General features: G+C 62.6%; 15 protein-coding genes and 2 pseudogenes. 8 read left to right on the top strand and 9 right to left on the bottom strand.

Annotated features, from left to right (window positions below; genetic code table 11):
* Positions 1–329: 329 nt before the first annotated feature.
* Together CAF80_RS16025 and CAF80_RS16030 are read right to left on the bottom strand one after the other, a co-directional pair.
* Positions 330–788 carry a DMT family transporter gene (locus tag CAF80_RS16025; RefSeq protein ID WP_170844903.1) on the bottom strand — a complete coding sequence of 153 codons (459 nt, stop codon included), beginning with the start codon at positions 786–788 and terminating at the stop codon, positions 330–332.
* A complete protein-coding gene (locus tag CAF80_RS16030) occupies positions 789–1,277 on the bottom strand; it encodes a DMT family transporter (RefSeq protein WP_039770247.1) in 489 nt (162 codons plus the stop codon).
* 111 nt (positions 1,278–1,388) lie between these two features.
* Here CAF80_RS16030 and CAF80_RS16035 point away from each other — a divergent pair, with 111 nt between their 5' ends.
* Entirely contained in the window at positions 1,389–2,324 is a 936-nt protein-coding gene (locus tag CAF80_RS16035; RefSeq protein WP_085667476.1) for a LysR family transcriptional regulator, read from the top strand.
* A 21-nt stretch (positions 2,325–2,345) separates the two neighbouring features.
* Here the strand turns inward: CAF80_RS16035 and CAF80_RS29220 are convergent, their stop codons facing one another.
* The 3 genes and pseudogenes from CAF80_RS29220 to CAF80_RS16045 all read right to left on the bottom strand — a co-directional run bounded on the left by CAF80_RS29220 (position 2,346) and on the right by CAF80_RS16045 (position 5,557).
* Positions 2,346–3,167 (bottom strand): methyl-accepting chemotaxis protein, encoded by an 822-nt coding sequence (locus tag CAF80_RS29220; RefSeq protein WP_371855536.1) that lies wholly within the window; start codon positions 3,165–3,167, stop codon positions 2,346–2,348.
* Between the two features lie 84 nt (positions 3,168–3,251).
* Positions 3,252–4,028: pseudogene (locus CAF80_RS29225) on the bottom strand (cache domain-containing protein); the annotation flags it as partial.
* Between the two features lie 212 nt (positions 4,029–4,240).
* Complete coding sequence (locus CAF80_RS16045; protein ID WP_039770253.1) at positions 4,241–5,557, bottom strand: Na+/H+ antiporter family protein; 1,317 nt, start codon at positions 5,555–5,557, stop codon at positions 4,241–4,243.
* A gap of 1,457 nt (positions 5,558–7,014) precedes the next feature.
* Here CAF80_RS16045 and CAF80_RS29230 point away from each other — a divergent pair.
* Positions 7,015–7,161, top strand: a pseudogene (locus CAF80_RS29230) (HAMP domain-containing protein); the annotation flags it as partial.
* A 102-nt stretch (positions 7,162–7,263) separates the two neighbouring features.
* The gene (locus CAF80_RS29235; RefSeq protein WP_371262551.1) at positions 7,264–8,019 is read left to right on the top strand and encodes a methyl-accepting chemotaxis protein; all 756 of its coding nucleotides are present in this window, start codon (positions 7,264–7,266) and stop codon (positions 8,017–8,019) included.
* 234 nt (positions 8,020–8,253) lie between these two features.
* On the opposite strand, the gene CAF80_RS16055 is transcribed toward CAF80_RS29235, so the two are convergent.
* The 4 genes from CAF80_RS16055 to CAF80_RS16070 are packed head-to-tail and all read right to left on the bottom strand — an operon-like array spanning position 8,254 to position 10,855.
* Positions 8,254–9,567: a sensor histidine kinase gene (locus CAF80_RS16055; RefSeq protein WP_085667473.1), complete on the bottom strand. Its 1,314-nt coding sequence runs from the start codon at positions 9,565–9,567 to the stop codon at positions 8,254–8,256.
* Positions 9,564–10,232, bottom strand: coding sequence for a response regulator transcription factor (locus CAF80_RS16060; RefSeq protein WP_074689156.1), 669 nt, complete (start codon positions 10,230–10,232; stop codon positions 9,564–9,566). The genes CAF80_RS16055 and CAF80_RS16060 overlap by 4 nt, the downstream gene beginning before the upstream one ends.
* Positions 10,233–10,235: 3 nt before the next feature.
* Complete coding sequence (locus CAF80_RS16065; RefSeq protein ID WP_039770259.1) at positions 10,236–10,547, bottom strand: PepSY domain-containing protein; 312 nt, start codon at positions 10,545–10,547, stop codon at positions 10,236–10,238.
* Complete coding sequence (locus CAF80_RS16070) at positions 10,547–10,855, bottom strand: PepSY domain-containing protein (protein WP_039770261.1); 309 nt, start codon at positions 10,853–10,855, stop codon at positions 10,547–10,549. Before CAF80_RS16070 ends, CAF80_RS16065 begins: the two co-directional genes overlap by 1 nt.
* A gap of 146 nt (positions 10,856–11,001) precedes the next feature.
* Between CAF80_RS16070 and CAF80_RS16075 the strand changes: the two genes are divergently transcribed.
* From CAF80_RS16075 to codA, 5 genes are all read left to right on the top strand, one after another.
* Positions 11,002–12,081, top strand: coding sequence for a patatin-like phospholipase family protein (locus CAF80_RS16075; protein ID WP_085667472.1), 1,080 nt, complete (start codon positions 11,002–11,004; stop codon positions 12,079–12,081).
* A gap of 86 nt (positions 12,082–12,167) precedes the next feature.
* Positions 12,168–12,524: a 6-carboxytetrahydropterin synthase QueD gene (gene queD / locus CAF80_RS16080; RefSeq protein ID WP_007955941.1), complete on the top strand. Its 357-nt coding sequence runs from the start codon at positions 12,168–12,170 to the stop codon at positions 12,522–12,524.
* Positions 12,525–12,609: 85 nt separating this feature from the next.
* Positions 12,610–13,422, top strand: coding sequence for an alpha/beta fold hydrolase (locus tag CAF80_RS16085; protein WP_085667471.1), 813 nt, complete (start codon positions 12,610–12,612; stop codon positions 13,420–13,422).
* 172 nt (positions 13,423–13,594) lie between these two features.
* Positions 13,595–14,866, top strand: a complete 1,272-nt coding sequence (gene codB, locus CAF80_RS16090; protein WP_011335109.1) for a cytosine permease — start codon at positions 13,595–13,597, stop codon at positions 14,864–14,866.
* Between the two features lie 13 nt (positions 14,867–14,879).
* Positions 14,880–16,115: a cytosine deaminase gene (gene codA / locus CAF80_RS16095; RefSeq protein WP_085648185.1), complete on the top strand. Its 1,236-nt coding sequence runs from the start codon at positions 14,880–14,882 to the stop codon at positions 16,113–16,115.
* Positions 16,116–16,181: the final 66 nt, after the last annotated feature.

Below are 16,181 nucleotides of genomic sequence, written 5' to 3' on the forward strand. Positions count from 1 at the left end.
CGTGCCGGCCCCATCGGCAGGCTGAGTGGAGGGATTTATCCGGGGGTGGGCGCGTAGCGCCGTTCGACGAAGTCGAACACATCGAGAGGAGGTGCAGCGAAGCAAACCGGAGGCGATGCCCCCGGATGAATCCCGTAACGAAGGAACCCCGAGCCCCAGCGAGGGGCCGAACGCCGGGGCCCAGACCTTTGGTTACTTTGGGCTGGGCCGGCATTCCGGCGTTTGCCAAAGTGACTCGCTGTAAGAGCGAAACCGCCAGCGGCCGCACCCGAAGAAACGGATATGTACTCAATAATCCGAGAACCTGGTCGGCCCAAAGGCCGCCAAGTTCAAACAGCCTGCCGCACGCTACTGCGATACATGAAAACCAGCGCCAACCCGAGACAAACCATCGCCAAAACTCGACTAGAAGACAGCTCAATAGCGGGATTCCCCAACCAGCCAAAATTGTCGATCAACATCCCCATCCCAAGCTGCCCGACAATCACCGCCACCGTCGCCACAGCCGCACCAACGCGCGGCACCGCACCAACCATGACCATCATGTAAACCACACCAAACAGAGCACCGCTAAGCTGCCACTTCGGCACCTCCAGCAAACTCACCGCCTGAGCAGGCTCAAAAAACAAAATCAACAACCCCGTAGAAACAGCGCCGACGACAAACGTCAACAAACTGCTGCGCAGAACCCCAACGGTCTCCCCCAACCGCCCATTGATCGCCGCCTGAACACTCAACACCGCACCCGCCAACACCACCACCGCCAACAAAATAACCAGACTCATCATTCACCCCCGCGCAATCAAAACCAAAGCCGCCACAATCAACCCCAACGCCAGCCACCGCTCAGCATTGACCTTCTTGCGCGTAGCCCCAAACCACCCGAAATGGTCAATCAGCACACTCTTGCCAACCTGCCCCGACAGAATCGCAATCATCGTCATCGCAATCCCGATATGCGGTGTGGCCAGCGTCAACACCACCACATACATCGGCCCCAGAAACCCGCCGATCAACTGCCAGCGCGGCAGATCCGTCAGCGCCGGCCCCTTCTGCGGCCCCGCAAACAACAACAGCAAAAACAGAATCGCCGAGCCCACCCCGAAGATGCTCAAGGTCGCCCACAAATGCCCGACCTGCTCACCCAGCGGCCCGAGCAACCCCGCCTCCACCGACAACCCCATGCCGGCCAGAATCACCAACGGCAACAGCAACAAACGCAAACCTGGCCGCGCTACCGGGGCCGGCGCGGCACTCACTTCGTCAAACGACTGCATCTGAAAAACCTCTGAAGGAAACGATGGCGCGGATTATCGGCTGGCGCAGCTGTGCGATAAATGGGAGCATCCGGACAACACTTTTGCGTAACTCGCACAGCAGGACACACGATGCACGGGCTCAACGAACTGGGATTCAAAGCGCTAAGGCTGTTTGTGGCGGTGCTCGACCACGGCAGTTTTTCCGAAGTCGCCCGCCGCGAGGGCGTGGCGCCCTCCTCGATTTCCCGACAGATCCAGTTGATGGAGCAGGCACTGAACCAGCAACTGCTCTACCGCCACACCCGCGCGGTCACGCCGACCGAAGCCGGGCGCATGCTCGGCCACCACGCGCGGCTGGTGCTGGTGCAACTGGAAGAAGCCGAACAGGCCTTGCAGGAACAGCAAAGCGAACCGACCGGCCTGGTACGGATCAACGCCCCGGTGGTGTTTGGTCAGCGCCACCTGACGCCGTGGCTGGGCCGTTTGTGCGAGCGCTATCCGAAGCTGCAACTGGACATCCAGCAGACCGACCACTACATCGATCCGTTGCAGGAAGGCGCCGACCTGCTGTTCCGCATCGGCCCGCTGCACGACTCAAGCATGCAGGCGCGGATCCTCGCGCCGCACCGCTTTCAGGTCGCGGCCAGTCCCGCGTATCTCAAGCGCTTCGGCACGCCACAACATCCCGAAGACCTCGCCCGCCACCAGTGCCTGGCCTACAAGGGCGCGACCGGCCTGCAGCGCTGGTTCTTCCGGCAGGATCAGGGCGAGTGGACGCCGTATGCAGTCAAGGGCCCGATCACCGGCAACCATGCGGACACGTTGACTCAAGCCGCTGTGCAAGGCCTGGGGCTGGTGATGTTTCCGTCATGGCTGATCGGCGAGGCCGTGCGTGAGGGCACGCTGGTGCCGGTGCTGGGGGATTATCAGGTTTCGAACAGTGTCGAGCCGCAGCAGATTTCGGTGCTATGGCCGGGGAGCCGGCGGTTGTCGGTGAAGGTGCGGACGGTGATTGATTTCTTTATGGAGTGTTTTGGCGAGGTGCCGTATTGGGACAGACCCTGACGGTCTGTCCCGACAACGCCCTCAGATACGGAACTGCCCAACCAGTTTGCCCAACCGCTGCCCCAGGTCAGCCAGACTCCGCGAAGTCTGCGCCCCCAACTGTGTCTCATCCGCCACGTTATCCACCGCCACCGCAATCTGATGCACGCTGCGGTTGATCTCTTCGGCCACCGCCGTCTGCTCCTCGGCAGCACTGGCGATCTGCGCGTTCATCGAATTGATCGTCGCAATCAGATCCGCCATCGCATCCAGCGACGCCCCCGCCTGATTGGCCTGGGCCGACGTGCCGTCACCCGCCTCGCTTGAGCGGCGCATGGCCTCGACCGCCGACTGCGTCCCCGCCTGCAAGCGGTCGATCATGCCCTGAATTTCCTGAGTGCTGATCTGCGTACGCGACGCCAGTGCCCGCACCTCGTCCGCCACCACCGCAAACCCGCGCCCGGCCTCGCCGGCCCGCGCCGCTTCAATCGCAGCATTGAGCGCCAGCAGGTTGGTCTGTTCGGCGATCGAGCGGATCACCCCGAGCACGCCGACAATCGACGACACGTCCTGCTGCAGGCTGTCGAGGGACACGCCGCTGCTGCGGATGTCGTCCACCAGCGCATGAATCTGCTTGATGCTGCCGGCCACCACACGCTTGGCGGTCTGGCCTTCTTCGTCGGTCTGCTGCGCGGCGACGGCGGCGTTCTGCGCGCTCTTGGCGACTTCTTGCGCGGCCGCAGACATTTCGTTGATCGCCGTGGCGACCTGATCGGTTTCGTGACGCTGACGCTCCATGGCCTGATCGGAGCGCTGGGCCTGATCCGACACTTGCGTCACCAGCCCGGTCAGTTGCGAGGTCATTTCGGTGATCTGCCGCACCAGGCCGTGGATCTTGTCGACGAAACGGTTGAACGAGCCGGCCAGTTCACCGAGTTCGTCCTGGCTGGTGATGGTCAAGCGCCGGGTCAGGTCGCCCTCGCCCGCCGCGATGTCATCGAGGTTGGCTTTCATCAGGGTCAGCGGTCGCAGAATGGTGTTGGCCAGCAGCATCCCCGCCGCCGCGATCACCAGCAGTACCACCACCGCCACGCCGACGATACTCAGCACCACGCCCTGCATGCGCTCCTGCACCTTGGCCTCGACCACCGCCACTTGCGCTTCGATACCATCGAGATTGACCGACGTACCCACCGCCATGTCCCACTTCGCCAGGTATTCGGTGTAGCCGAGTTTCGGCACCAGCACTTGCGCGTTGCCCGGCAGCGGCGAGCTGTATTGCAGGTAGTGGGAGCCGTCCTTCGCCACTTTCACCAGGTCGCGGTTGACGTAGACGCCGTTCGGGTCGCGGTTGTCCTTGAAGCTTTTGCCCACGCCTTCGGGGTCGTTGGCCTTGAACAGGCGCACGGTCTCGGAGTCGTAGCCGAAGAAGTAGCCGTCCTTGCCGTACTTGATGCTCGACAGCAGTTTGATCGCTTGCGCCCGCGCCTCGGCGTCGCCGGGAGCGGCAGCGTCGTACAACGGTTTGATCGTGGTCATGGCCACGGCGACGTAGCTGGCCAGCGTGGCTTTGGCATCGCCGAGCAAGCGTTCGCGGGTCTGCTGGACTTCATTGCGCGCCTGTTCCTGAAGGATGAACAGCGTGGTCAGGCTGATCACCAGCGCAAAGAGCAAGACCGGAAGGACGGCAAGGGACAGGACTTTAGCCTTGAGACTCAGGCGCATGGGGGCTCACTCTTTTGGTTTTATTGGCGTGGTTAAAGGCTTTAACGGCACACGAAACCAAAAGTTGAGGTTTACCTCAGATCGTTCCCACGCTCTGCGTGGGAATGCCTCTTGTGACGCTCTGCGTCACGCTTTGGGACGCGGAGCGTCCCGGACTGCATTCCCACGCGGACGGTTCGACGCCTCGACGTGGGAACGATCAGAGTGGATTGTTACAGGACCATCGCAGCCACCCAGCCAAACGCCAGCAGCGGCAGGTTGTAATGCAGGAAAGTCGGAACCACGGTGTCCCAGATGTGATGGTGCTGGCCGTCGATGTTCAGCCCGGAGGTCGGACCGAGCGTCGAGTCCGACGCGGGAGAACCGGCATCGCCCAAGGCACCGGCCGTACCGACGATGCAGACAATCGCCATCGGGCTGAAACCCAGTTGCACGCACAGCGGCACAAAAATCGCCGCGAGGATCGGCACCGTGGAAAACGAAGAGCCGATGCCCATGGTTACCAGCAGCCCGACCAGCAGCATCAGCAAGGCACCGATGCCTTTGCTGTGGTTGATCCACGACGCCGACGACTCGACCAGCGTCTGCACCTCGCCGGTGGCCTTCATCACTTCGGCGAATCCGGAAGCGGCGATCATGATGAAGCCGATCATCGCCATCATCTTCATGCCTTCGGTGAACAGGTCATCCGTCTCGCGCCATTTGACGATGCCCGACGCCGAAAAGATCAGGAAACCGGCCAGCGCCCCGATAATCATCGAATCCAGCAGCAACTGAATAATGAAGGCTGCGGCAATGGCGACACCGGCGATCAACAGACTGCGCGGGTTGTACTGCACCGCCACCTGCTCGACCTGCTCGATTTTTCCCAGGTCGTAGACGCGCTTCTTGCGATAACTGATAAAGGCGATACCCAGCCCTGCCAGCATGCCCAGCGCCGGAATCCCCATGGCATGGGTGACGTTGATCCCGCTGATGTCAACGCCACTGCGGGCAACGTTGGCCAGCAGGATTTCATTAAGGAAAATGTTGCCGAAGCCCACCGGCAGGAACATGTACGGCGTGATCAGGCCGAAGGTCATGACGCAGGCGATCAACCGGCGGTCCAGTTGCAGCTTGGTCAGTACATAAAGAAGCGGCGGCACCAGCAGCGGAATGAACGCGATGTGAATCGGCAGGATGTTCTGCGAAGCGATCGCCACCACCCACAGCAGGCCGATCAGCAGCCATTTGACGCTGCCGCCACCGGTCGCATGCTGGCGGTCGACCATCGCCAGAGCCTTGTCGGCCAGCGCATGGGCCAGGCCGGACTTGGCAATCGCCACGGCGAAAGCGCCGAGCAACGCGTAGGACAACGCCACCGTCGCCCCGCCGCCCAGGCCACTGTTGAAAGCCTTGAGCGTGGCGTCGATACCCAGACCACCGGTCAGGCCACCGACCAGCGCACCGACGATCAACGCGATCACCACATGCACCCGGGACAGGCTGAGGATCAGCATGACGCCGACCGCAGCAATCACTGCATTCATTTCACTACCTCGAAAACACGACGGTAAAGCCATTCACCGCCAGACAGGATGAGTCCGGCCGACAAGCCACGAGGGTCGCCAGCGGATTTGCATAGAGGGTCTTATTAGAAGGGCGCGCACTGTGCCGCAGCGCGGGCGCAGTGTCAAAGCGACTGGTCGCAACACTGTGTAACTTTCCATGATCAGTCCGCTGAACAGGGCATATCCGCCACAACATGCGTCAATTCGCCCTATTGCATTTACGCCATAAAGAAAGCCGAAACGCGGCCGTTACAGTGCAAAGTCTCAGATATTTATCGAATAAGGACGTTTCCATGTCACTCAGACAACTTTCCATCCAATGGAAAATCACCCTGCTCGCCGGGCTCTGCCTGGCCGGTATAGTGACCCTGTTGGTGGGTCTTTCGCTGTATCGCATGGAGCACAGTTCCGAACTGGTGAAAGCTTCCAGCATGGAAATGCTTACCGAATCGGCCCAGGCCCGCATCGAATCCCAAGGCGAGGTCCAGGCCGCCGGCATTCGCCAGCAGTTCATGGACGCCTATCAATATGGCCACGGTTTCTCGCGTCAGGTGCTGTTCCTGCGCGAACAGGCCGAGAAGCGCTTCCTCGATGCCTTCGACCTGCGCGAAGACATGACCCGTCAGGTGAAATCGGCGCTGCAGGCCAACCCGGATCTGCTCGGCCTGTCGCTGGTGTTCGAAGCCAACGCGCTGGACGGCAAGGACGAGCTGTTTGCCGGCCAGGCTGAACTGGGCAGCAACGACAAGGGCCGTTTCGCCTTGTACTGGTCGCAGCCGACGCCGGGCAAAGTGACCTCGATGGCCCTGCCGGAAAGCGACATGAGCGACACCAGCACCGGCCCCAGCGGTCAGGCCGCCAACGCCTGGTTCACCTGCCCGCGCACCACGCTCAAGCCATGCGTGATCGAACCCTATTTCTATGTGATCGACGGGCAAAAGGTGCTGATGACCAGCATCGTGTTCCCGCTGATGGTCAACGGCAAAGTCATCGCCTCGCTGTCGGTGGACATCAACCTCAACAGCCTGCAAGCGATCAGCCAGAGCGCCAGCAAAAAGCTCTACGACGGCCAGACCGCCGTGAGCATCGTCAGCCCCGCCGGCCTGCTCGCCGGTTACAGCCCGGACGCCAATAAACTCAGCCAGCGCCTGGATGCCGTGGACACCACCAGCGGCGCCGAACTGCTGCGTCTGCTCGCCTCGAGCAACACCGTCAGCAGCCTGCACAGCAACGCGCAACTGAAAGTGCTGTCGCCGTTCCAGCCGATTCCCGGCGGCCCGTCGTGGGGCGTGCTGCTCGATGTGCCGGAAAAAGTGCTGGTGAGCCGCGCCGAAGCACTCAAGCAACAACTGGATGCCAGCAACACCTCAGGCACCCTGATCGAACTGAGCCTTGGCGTGCTCGCCGCGCTGATCGGCCTGTTGCTGGTGTGGCTGATGGCGCGCAGCGTGACCAAACCGATCCTCGGCGTGGCCCACATGCTGGAAGACATCGCCAGCGGCGAAGGCGATCTGACCCGCCGTCTGGCCTACGACAAGAAGGACGAGCTCGGCCAGTTGGCCGGCTGGTTCAACCGTTTCCTCGACAAGCTGCAACCGATCATCGCCGAGGTGAAACGCTCGGTGCAGGACGCGCGCAACACCGCCGACCAGTCTTCGGCGATTGCGACCCAGACCAGCGCCGGCATGGAGCAGCAATACCGTCAGGTCGATCAGGTCGCCACCGCGTCCCACGAAATGAGCGCCACCGCCCAAGACGTGGCCCGCAGCGCCGCCCAAGCCGCCGAAGCCGCCAAGGACGCCGACCGCGCCACCCGTCAGGGCCTGACCGTGATCGACCGCACCACCGCCAGCATCGACACCCTCGCCGCCGACATGAGCGCGGCGATGGTGCAGGTCGAAGGCCTGGCCGCCAACAGTGAGAAGATCGGCACCGTGCTGGAAACCATCCGCGCCATCGCCGAACAGACCAACCTGCTGGCCCTCAACGCCGCCATCGAAGCCGCCCGCGCCGGTGAAGCCGGACGCGGTTTTGCGGTAGTAGCCGATGAAGTACGCAACCTCGCCCGCCGCACTCAAGAGTCGGTGGAAGAAACCCGCCAGGTCATCGAGCAATTGCAGACCGGAACCCAGGATGTGGTCGGCTCGATGGGCAACAGCCATCGCCAGGCCCAGGGCAGCGTCGAACAGGTCGGCCAGGCCGTGACGGCGCTGCGCCAGATCGGCGATGCGGTGACGGTGATCAGCGACATGAACCTGCAGATCGCCAGCGCCGCCGAGGAACAGAGCGCGGTGGCTGAAGAGATCAACAACAACGTGGCGACGATTCGTGATGTGACGGAGTCGCTGTCGGGGCAGGCGAATGAATCGGCGCGGGTGAGTCAGTCGCTCAATAGTCTGGCGAATCAGCAGCAGAGCTTGATGGATCAGTTTCGGGTTTGATTCTTGAATGTGGGGGGGGTCAGTTAAATCGCCCCCCTCACCCCAGCCCTCCCGAAACGTCGGACCGCCCCCAAGGGGGCGAGGGGGAAAGGGAGCCGATCTCCGTCGTTGTCAAAACCTGAGTTCAACTCGATAGATCAGGTCAGCGTAACTCGAAAGAACACCTCGGTCAGTCCCCTCTCCCTCCGGGAGAGGGTTAGGCGGGCGGCGTTCCGATGAGGGGGCTCTTGAAGCTCACCGCCGAGGCAACTGAATCCCCACCTTCAACCCGCCCCACTCGCTTTCGCCCAGCACCAGCACCCCGCCCCAGGTGTCGACGATGTCGCGCACAATCCCCAGCCCCAACCCATGCCCATGGGTCTGCTCATCCAGCCGCGCCCCCCGGCTGAACACCTGAGCCCGCTGCGCCTCGGGAATCCCCGGCCCGTCGTCTTCCACACTCAGCACAAAACCATCAGCCGTTTCGACCACGCTCAGTCGCACCTCGGCATCCGCCCACTTGCAGGCGTTGTCCAACAGATTGCCGAGCAGTTCCAGCAAATCTTCACGATCCCACGGCAATTGCAGACCGGGTGGGGCCACATAACTCAGCTCCAGATGCTCGCCATGGATCATGTTCAACGTCGACAGCAGCCCCGGCAGCTCGGCGTCGCAATCGAACAGCGCCCCCGGCAACGCATCGCCAGAGAGCCGCGCTCGATTGAGCTCGCGGTTCAGCCGTTGCTGAACCTGTTCCAGTTGTTCCTTGAGAATCCTGCGCAGTTCCGGATGCGCGTCGAGCCTTTCACTCGACGCCAGACTGAGCAGCACCGCCAACGGAGTTTTCAGCGCATGCCCGAGATTGCCCAGAGCGTTGCGCGAACGCTTGAGGCTGTCTTCGGTGTGCGCCAGCAAATGGTTGATCTGCGCCACCAGCGGTTCCAGTTCCGCCGGCACTTGTTCATCGAGTTGTGAACGCTGGCCCTGCTGCAGCTGGGCGATCTGTTCGCGAGCCTTCTCGAGCGGGCGCAACGCGCGGCGCACGGTCAGGCGTTGCAACAACAGAATCAGCAGCAACCCGGCCAGCCCGAGGCCGAGGCCGATCTGGCGCATGCGCTGGAAGCTCTCGCGCACCGGCGTGTAATCCTGGGCGACGCTGATGGAAATCGACTGACCGAGCCGTCGATAGTCCGAACGCAGCACCAGCAATTGCTGACCGTCCGGCCCCAGTTGCAGGTTGCTGTGCAGCCCGGAGCGTTCGAGCAGCGGCAGATCCTGATCCCACAACGAGCGGGAGCGCCAATGGCTGTCGGCGAAATCGATGCGGAAGTAATGCCCGGAAAACGGTCGCTGGTAGGCCGGCGACAAGTGCCGCTCATCCAGCTGCAAGCCTTGCGGCCCGCGAACCAGCGCCACCAGCAGGCTCTCGCTGTCGTTGCGCAACCCGGCTTCGAGATAGCGCTGCAATCCCACTTCGAACAGCCACAGACTGGTTTGCGCCAGCAGCACGCCGACGACCACCAGCACGCTGATCAACCCCAGGCTCAAGCGGCGCTGGATCGATCTCACGAAGCCCGTCCGCCAAACAGATAACCCTGACCGCGACGGGTTTCGATCACACTTTTGCCGAGCTTTCGCCGCAGGTGATTGACGTGAACTTCAAGCACGTTGGAATCGCGCTCGGTCTCGCCGTCGTAGAGGTGTTCGGCGAGGTGGCTTTTGGAGAGAATCTGTTCCGGGTGCAGCATGAAGTAGCGCAGCAGACGGAATTCGGCAGCGGTCAGCTGAATATCGGCGCCGTCGCGCACGACACACTGGCGGCCCTCGTCCAGGTGCAGACCGGCGGCCTTGAGCGTCGGCTGGTTGGCCTGGCCCTTGGAGCGGCGCAGCAGCGACTGGATGCGCAAATACAGTTCTTCCGGGTGGAAGGGTTTGGTCAGGTAATCGTCGGCACCGGCCTTGAGGCCTTCGATACGCTCGGCCCAGGAGTCGCGGGCAGTGAGGATCAGCACCGGAATCGTCAGACCGCCGGCGCGCCATTGCGCCAACACCTCAAGCCCCGGCACGCCGGGCAGACCGAGGTCGAGGACGATCAGGTCATAGGGCTCGCTGCTGCCCTGATAGACCGCATCGCGCCCGTCCGCCAGCCAGTCCACCGCGTAGCCTTGGCGTTGCAGGCCGGCGAGCAATTCGTCGGCCAGCGGTACGTGGTCTTCCACCAGAAGCAAGCGCATCGGTCAATCTTCCTTGTCTTTCACGAGTTCGCCGGTATCGGCCTTCAAGTGCAGCTCGCGGGCCACACCTTCGACGGTCAGCAACTCGACTTCATAAATGTAGACGTCGTGTTTTTCTTCCAGCTCGACTTCCAGCAGTTTCGCGCCGGGATAGCGGTCCATCGCCTGCTGCAATACCTGCTCGAGCGGCAGGATCACACCCTGCTTGCGCAGATTGAGGGCTTCGTCGGGACCCAAGTCACGGGCCATGGCCGTCGAGCAAAACATCACCAGCGCCAATGCCGTACGGCGGGTGGCGCGAACATTCACCTTCATTACGTATCCTGATGATCCTTGAGCACTTGCCCGCTCACCGCGTCCAGTTCCAGATCCCACTCCAGCCCCTGCGGATCACGCAGTTCGATCTGGTAGATGTACTTGCCGTACTGTTCTTCCAGCTCGGTGTCGGTGATCGTTGAACCCGGGTGTTTGGCCAGCGCGGTGGCGTTGAGCTTCTCGAAGGAGACGATAGTACCAGCGTCGCGCAGGCGCAGGGCTTCATCCGGGCCCAGATCGCGGGCGTGAACGGTGCTGGCGGTGAGGCCGATGATCGAGGCGATGGTCAGGGCAGTCAGGGTTTTCATGGTGTCTCCGTATTTTTATGTGTCGCTACGGGCCGCACCTTAACGGTGCGAACTTAACTGAAACTGAATTGCCATCATTGGGCCTGCTCCTGCAGCCACGGCAACATGTGCTTATAATCTTTCGCTTGCTAACGATCGAGACCGGTATGACCGCCATTCACATCAAGTTCCCTGCCCTCACCCTCAAGGCCGGCCCCAGGGCCATGGCGCGCATTCGTGCCCAAGGCCTGAACGCCGCCGACGTCGGCACCCTGCCCGGCGCTGCCGGTGGGCCCAAGGCATTGGGGATTCAGGGCCTGGATCTGGCGCTGTTCGGCGAGTGGTTGCCGAAGGCGCCGCGCGAGCGCTCGCTGATCGGTGCGTCGGTGGGTTCCTGGCGCTTCGCCAGCGCCTGCCTGCCGGACGCCGCCGAAGGCATCCGCCGCCTCGGTCATCTGTACACCGAGCAGAACTTCAACAAAGGTGTGACCATCGGCGAGGTCAGCCGCAGTTCGCAGCGCATGCTCGATGACCTGCTCGACGGCCGCGATGCCAGCCTTCTGACCAACGCCCATTACCGCTTGAACATCATGGTGGTCAAAAGCCACGGCGGGCTGGCGGACGATCATCGCGGCCGGCTCGGGCTGGCGCTGGGTTCGGTGATCGCCGACAACCTGCGCGGCCGTGCGCGGCTGTCGCGGCATTTTGAACGGCTGATCATCCACGACCCGCGCCTGGCGCCGCCGGTGCATGCGCTGAACGACTTCCCGTCGCGTTTCGTCGCCCTCGACGCCGGCAACCTGCGCCAGGCGCTGCTGGCCTCGGGCTCGATCCCGATGGTCATGGAGGGCGTGCGTGACCTGCCGGGCGCCGGTGCCGGCACGTTCCGCGACGGCGGTCTGCTCGACTATCACCTCGACCTGCCCTACAGCGGCGACGGCATCGTGCTCTATCCACACTTCACCGACCGAGTGATCCCGGGCTGGTTCGACAAGACCCTGCCGTGGCGCAAAGCTTCGGTCGAGCGCTTGCAGGACGTGCTGTTGCTCGCGCCGTCGAAGGAATACCTGGCGCGCCTGCCCTACGGCAAACTCCCCGACCGTAACGACTTCAAGCGCTTCATGGGCGATGCGCCGAGCCGCCAGAAATACTGGCGCGCGGCGATGGACGAGAGCCGACGGCTGGGCGACGAATTCCTCGAACTGACTGCCAATGGTCGCCTCGCCGAACGCTTGCTGACCCTTTAGTCAGCACAGCCGGGAACAAGCTGATAAACTCGCCGCCTGCCCGAATTCGCTGCGGCGAACGCCATCTGAACAGAGCTGAAATCACTGTGGAAATCTTCAAGGAATTTACGTTCGAATCCGCCCACCGCCTGCCCCACGTACCGGACGGCCACAAGTGCGGACGCCTGCACGGTCACTCGTTCAAAGTGGCGATTCACCTGAGCGGCGACCTCGATCCGCACACTGGCTGGATCCGTGATTTCTCCGAGATCAAGGCGATTTTCAAGCCGCTGTACGAGCGTCTGGACCACAACTACCTCAACGACATTCCTGGCCTTGAGAACCCGACCAGCGAAGTGCTGGCCAAATTCATCTGGAATGAATTGAAGCCCCTGCTGCCGGAACTCAGTGCGATCCGCATCCACGAGACCTGCACCAGCGGTTGCATCTATCGCGGCGAGTAATTCCCGCGACACAAAAAAACCACCGAGACCGGTGGTTTTTTTACGCCTATGCTTTTTGGCTCGAACCCGCCAAGAGGACAGGCCCATGACGGACTGGCTGCTGGATCAGGTCTTTGATTTCAACGGGCGACAGATTCGCCACGGGGTGCGCGGCGACGGCCCGCCGCTGGTGTTCGTGCACGGCACGCCCTTCTCGTCTTACGTGTGGCACCGCATCGCGCCGCACTTTTTTGCCACGCATCGGGTGCATTACTTCGACCTGCTGGGCTACGGCCAGTCCGAGCAACCGGACGCCGATGTCTCCCTCGGCGTGCAGAACGAATTGCTCGCGCAGTTGCTCGATCACTGGAATCTGCAACGCCCGGATGTGGTTGCCCATGACTTCGGCGGCGCCACCGTGCTGCGCGCTCATCTGCTCAACGGCAAGGATTACCGCAGCCTGACCCTGATCGACCCGGTCGCGCTGACACCCTGGGGTTCGCCGTTCGTGCAGCACGTGCGCCAGCACGAAGCGGCGTTCAGCGGCCTGCCGGATTACATCCAGCGCGCCATCGTACCGACCTACATTCGCGGGGCGATTCACCGGGAGATTCCCGATGACGAATTGGCGCCCTATGCGCAGCCGTGGCTGGGCGATCCGGGGCAAGCGGCGTTCTACCGGCAGATTGCGCAGATGGATCAGCGCTACACGCTGGAGGCGCAGACGCTGTATCCGACGATTCGCTGCCCGGTGCAGATTCTCTGGGGTGAAGAGGATCAGTGGATTCCCATCGAACGCGGGCGTGAGTTGCACAAGATGATTCCCGGATCGCAGTTTCATCCGGTTCCGAATGCCGGGCATCTGGTGCAGGAGGATGCGCCTGAAGCCATAGTCGCCGCGCTGCTGCGGTTCCTCTGATCCAATCCCGTGACCCTGTGGGACCAGCTGCTCCCACATGGTTCGGTAGGGCGCCCGATGCACTGCTTTCGCGCCGATCATCCGTGTCTCGTCTATAAATACCCGCAACATCGCGTTTGGCACGACCGCTGCAACCACTTCGCGTCCTCCCCTTTCCAGCAAGGAACGCCCCATGACGCAAAACGATCCCGGCAACGATTACCCCCTCAGTGAAGTGCCGATGCACGCGCGCAAAGGCCTGGCCTCCACGGCGATGGTGCTGCTGGGCTTCACCTTCTTCACCGCGACCATGTTTGCCGGCGGCAAGCTCGGCGTGGCGTTCAACTTCGGCGAAATGCTCGCCGTCATCGTCATCGGCAACCTGCTGCTTGGTGTGTACGCCGCAGGCCTGGGTTACATCGCCTTCAAAAGCGGGCTGAATTCGGTGCTGATGGGGCGCTTCTGTTTTGGCGAAGTCGGCAGCAAGCTCAGCGACCTGATCCTCGGGTTCACCCAGATCGGCTGGTACGCCTGGGGCACCGCGACGGCGGCGGTGGTACTTGGCAAGTATTTCGATCTGAATGAAGCCACGGTGCTGGGGCTGATGGTGCTGTTCGGCCTGGTGTTCTGCGCCACGGCGTATGTCGGTTATCGCGGACTGGAGATTCTGTCGTACATCGCGGTGCCGGCAATGATGTTGCTGCTGATGCTGTCGATGTGGGTCGCGACCGTGAAAGTCGGCGGCCTCGACGGTTTGCTCAGCGTCGTACCGACGGGCTCGCTGGACTGGTCGACCGCCATCACGCTGGTGTTCGGCACCTTTGTCAGCGGCGCGACCCAGGCCACCAACTGGACGCGTTTTTCCCGTTCGGCGCGGGTCGCGGTGCTGGCCAGCCTGATCGGCTTTTTCATCGGCAACGGCCTGATGGTGCTGATCGGTGCCTACGGCGCAATCGTCTATCAACAGCCCGACGTGGTCGAAGTGTTGCTGTTGCAGGGCTTCGCCATGGCAGCGATGGCGATGCTGTTGCTGAACATCTGGAGCACCCAGGACAACACCATCTACAACTTCGCCGTCGCCGGCTGCAACCTGCTGCGCACCGGGCGCCGCAAGACCGTGACCCTGGCCGGTGCCGTGATCGGTACGGCGCTCGCGCTGCTGGGCATGTACGACATGCTGGTGCCTTATCTGATCCTGCTGGGCACGGTGATCCCGCCGATTGGCGGGGTGATCATGGCGGACTTTTTCTTCCGCTGGCGCGGGCGTTATCCGCGTCTGGCCGACGCACGGTTACCGGCGTTCAACTGGCCGGGGCTGGCGGCTTACGCGGCCGGAACCGTCGCCGCGTTCGGCTCGCCATGGGTCGCGCCGCTGGTCGGGATCGCCGTTGCCGCGTTAACGTATATCGCAGTGACCGGCCTGCTCGGCGCCCGCAACGCGGCCGCCCCTCTACAAGATCTATAAAAGGATTCGCCCGATGCACATCATCAACGCCCGACTGCGCAACCAGGAAGGTCTGCACGAATTGCACCTCGAAGACGGCCTGATCCGCAGCATCGCGCGCCAGACCGAAGCGCCGACCCTGGGCCCCGACGACCTCGACGCCGGCGGCAATCTGGTGGTGCCGCCCTTCGTCGAGCCGCACATTCACCTCGACGCCACCCTGACCGCCGGCGAGCCGCGCTGGAACATGAGCGGCACGCTGTTCGAAGGCATCGAATGCTGGGGCGAGCGCAAGGTCACCATCACCCAGGAAGACACCAAGACCCGGGCGAAGAAAACCATCCAGACCCTCGCCGCCCACGGCATCCAGCATGTGCGCACCCACGTCGACGTCACCGATCCGCAGCTCACTGCGCTCAAGGCGATGCTTGAAGTGCGCGAGGAAAGCCGTCACCTGATCGACCTGCAAATCGTCGCGTTCCCCCAGGAAGGCATCGAATCGTTCCGCAACGGGCGCGAGCTGATGGAAGAAGCGATCCGCATGGGCGCCGATGTGGTCGGCGGGATCCCGCATTTCGAGTACACCCGCGACCAAGGCGTCAGCTCGGTGAAGTTCCTGATGGACCTGGCCGAGCGCACCGGCTGCCTGGTGGACGTGCACTGTGACGAAACCGACGACCCGCATTCGCGCTTCCTCGAAGTGCTGGCCGAAGAGGCCCGCAGCCGCGACATGGGCGCCCTCGTGACCGCCAGCCACACCACTGCGATGGGCTCCTACGACAACGCCTACTGCGCCAAACTGTTCCGCCTGCTCGGGCATTCGGGGATCAGTTTTGTCTCCTGCCCGACCGAAAGCATTCACCTGCAAGGGCGCTTCGACAACTTCCCGAAACGCCGGGGCGTGACCCGCGTCAACGAACTGCTCGAAGCCGGGATGAACGTCTGCTTCGGCCAGGATTCGATCGTCGATCCGTGGTATCCGCTGGGCAACGGCAACATCCTGCGGGTCCTCGAAGCCGGCCTGCACATCTGCCACATGCTCGGTTATCGCAACCTGCAGAGCGCACTGGATCTGGTCACCGACAACAGCGCCAAAGCCATGCACCTCGGTGAACGCTACGGCCTGGAACAGGGCCGCCCGGCGAACCTGCTGATCCTGTCGGCGGACAGCGATTACGAAGTGATCCGCAGCCAGGGCCTGCCGCTGTATTCGATCCGCGACGGCAAAGTGCTGATGAAGCGGCAGATGCCGGTGGTGGAATTCGTCTAAGGTGTAGAAGTCGGCGCTGCAAGGGCGCCGACTTCTTCCGATGGACGCACTGTCATGCCGTAGTTC

The sequence above is a fragment of the Pseudomonas sp. B34(2017) genome (assembly GCF_002112915.1).
Lineage (GTDB): Bacteria > Pseudomonadota > Gammaproteobacteria > Pseudomonadales > Pseudomonadaceae > Aquipseudomonas > Aquipseudomonas pharyngis.

Bases quoted from the DNA above. Each gene is read 5' to 3' on its own strand.
- CAF80_RS16085 (WP_085667471.1), top strand. From the start codon at position 12,610: ATGACGGACTGGCTGCTGGATCAGGTCTTTGATTTCAACGGGCGACAG.
- CAF80_RS16065 (WP_039770259.1), bottom strand. From the start codon at position 10,547: ATGAAGGTGAATGTTCGCGCCACCCGCCGTACGGCATTGGCGCTGGTG.
- CAF80_RS16060 (WP_074689156.1), bottom strand. From the start codon at position 10,232: ATGCGCTTGCTTCTGGTGGAAGACCACGTACCGCTGGCCGACGAATTG.
- CAF80_RS16070 (WP_039770261.1), bottom strand. From the start codon at position 10,855: ATGAAAACCCTGACTGCCCTGACCATCGCCTCGATCATCGGCCTCACC.
- CAF80_RS16035 (WP_085667476.1), top strand. From the start codon at position 1,389: ATGCACGGGCTCAACGAACTGGGATTCAAAGCGCTAAGGCTGTTTGTG.
- CAF80_RS16030 (WP_039770247.1), bottom strand. From the start codon at position 1,277: ATGCAGTCGTTTGACGAAGTGAGTGCCGCGCCGGCCCCGGTAGCGCGG.
- CAF80_RS29235 (WP_371262551.1), top strand. From the start codon at position 7,264: ATGGAGCAGCAATACCGTCAGGTCGATCAGGTCGCCACCGCGTCCCAC.
- CAF80_RS16045 (WP_039770253.1), bottom strand. From the start codon at position 5,557: ATGAATGCAGTGATTGCTGCGGTCGGCGTCATGCTGATCCTCAGCCTG.
- CAF80_RS29220 (WP_371855536.1), bottom strand. From the start codon at position 3,167: ATGACCTCGCAACTGACCGGGCTGGTGACGCAAGTGTCGGATCAGGCC.
- codB (WP_011335109.1), top strand. From the start codon at position 13,595: ATGACGCAAAACGATCCCGGCAACGATTACCCCCTCAGTGAAGTGCCG.
- CAF80_RS16075 (WP_085667472.1), top strand. From the start codon at position 11,002: ATGACCGCCATTCACATCAAGTTCCCTGCCCTCACCCTCAAGGCCGGC.
- CAF80_RS16025 (WP_170844903.1), bottom strand. From the start codon at position 788: ATGATGAGTCTGGTTATTTTGTTGGCGGTGGTGGTGTTGGCGGGTGCG.
- codA (WP_085648185.1), top strand. From the start codon at position 14,880: ATGCACATCATCAACGCCCGACTGCGCAACCAGGAAGGTCTGCACGAA.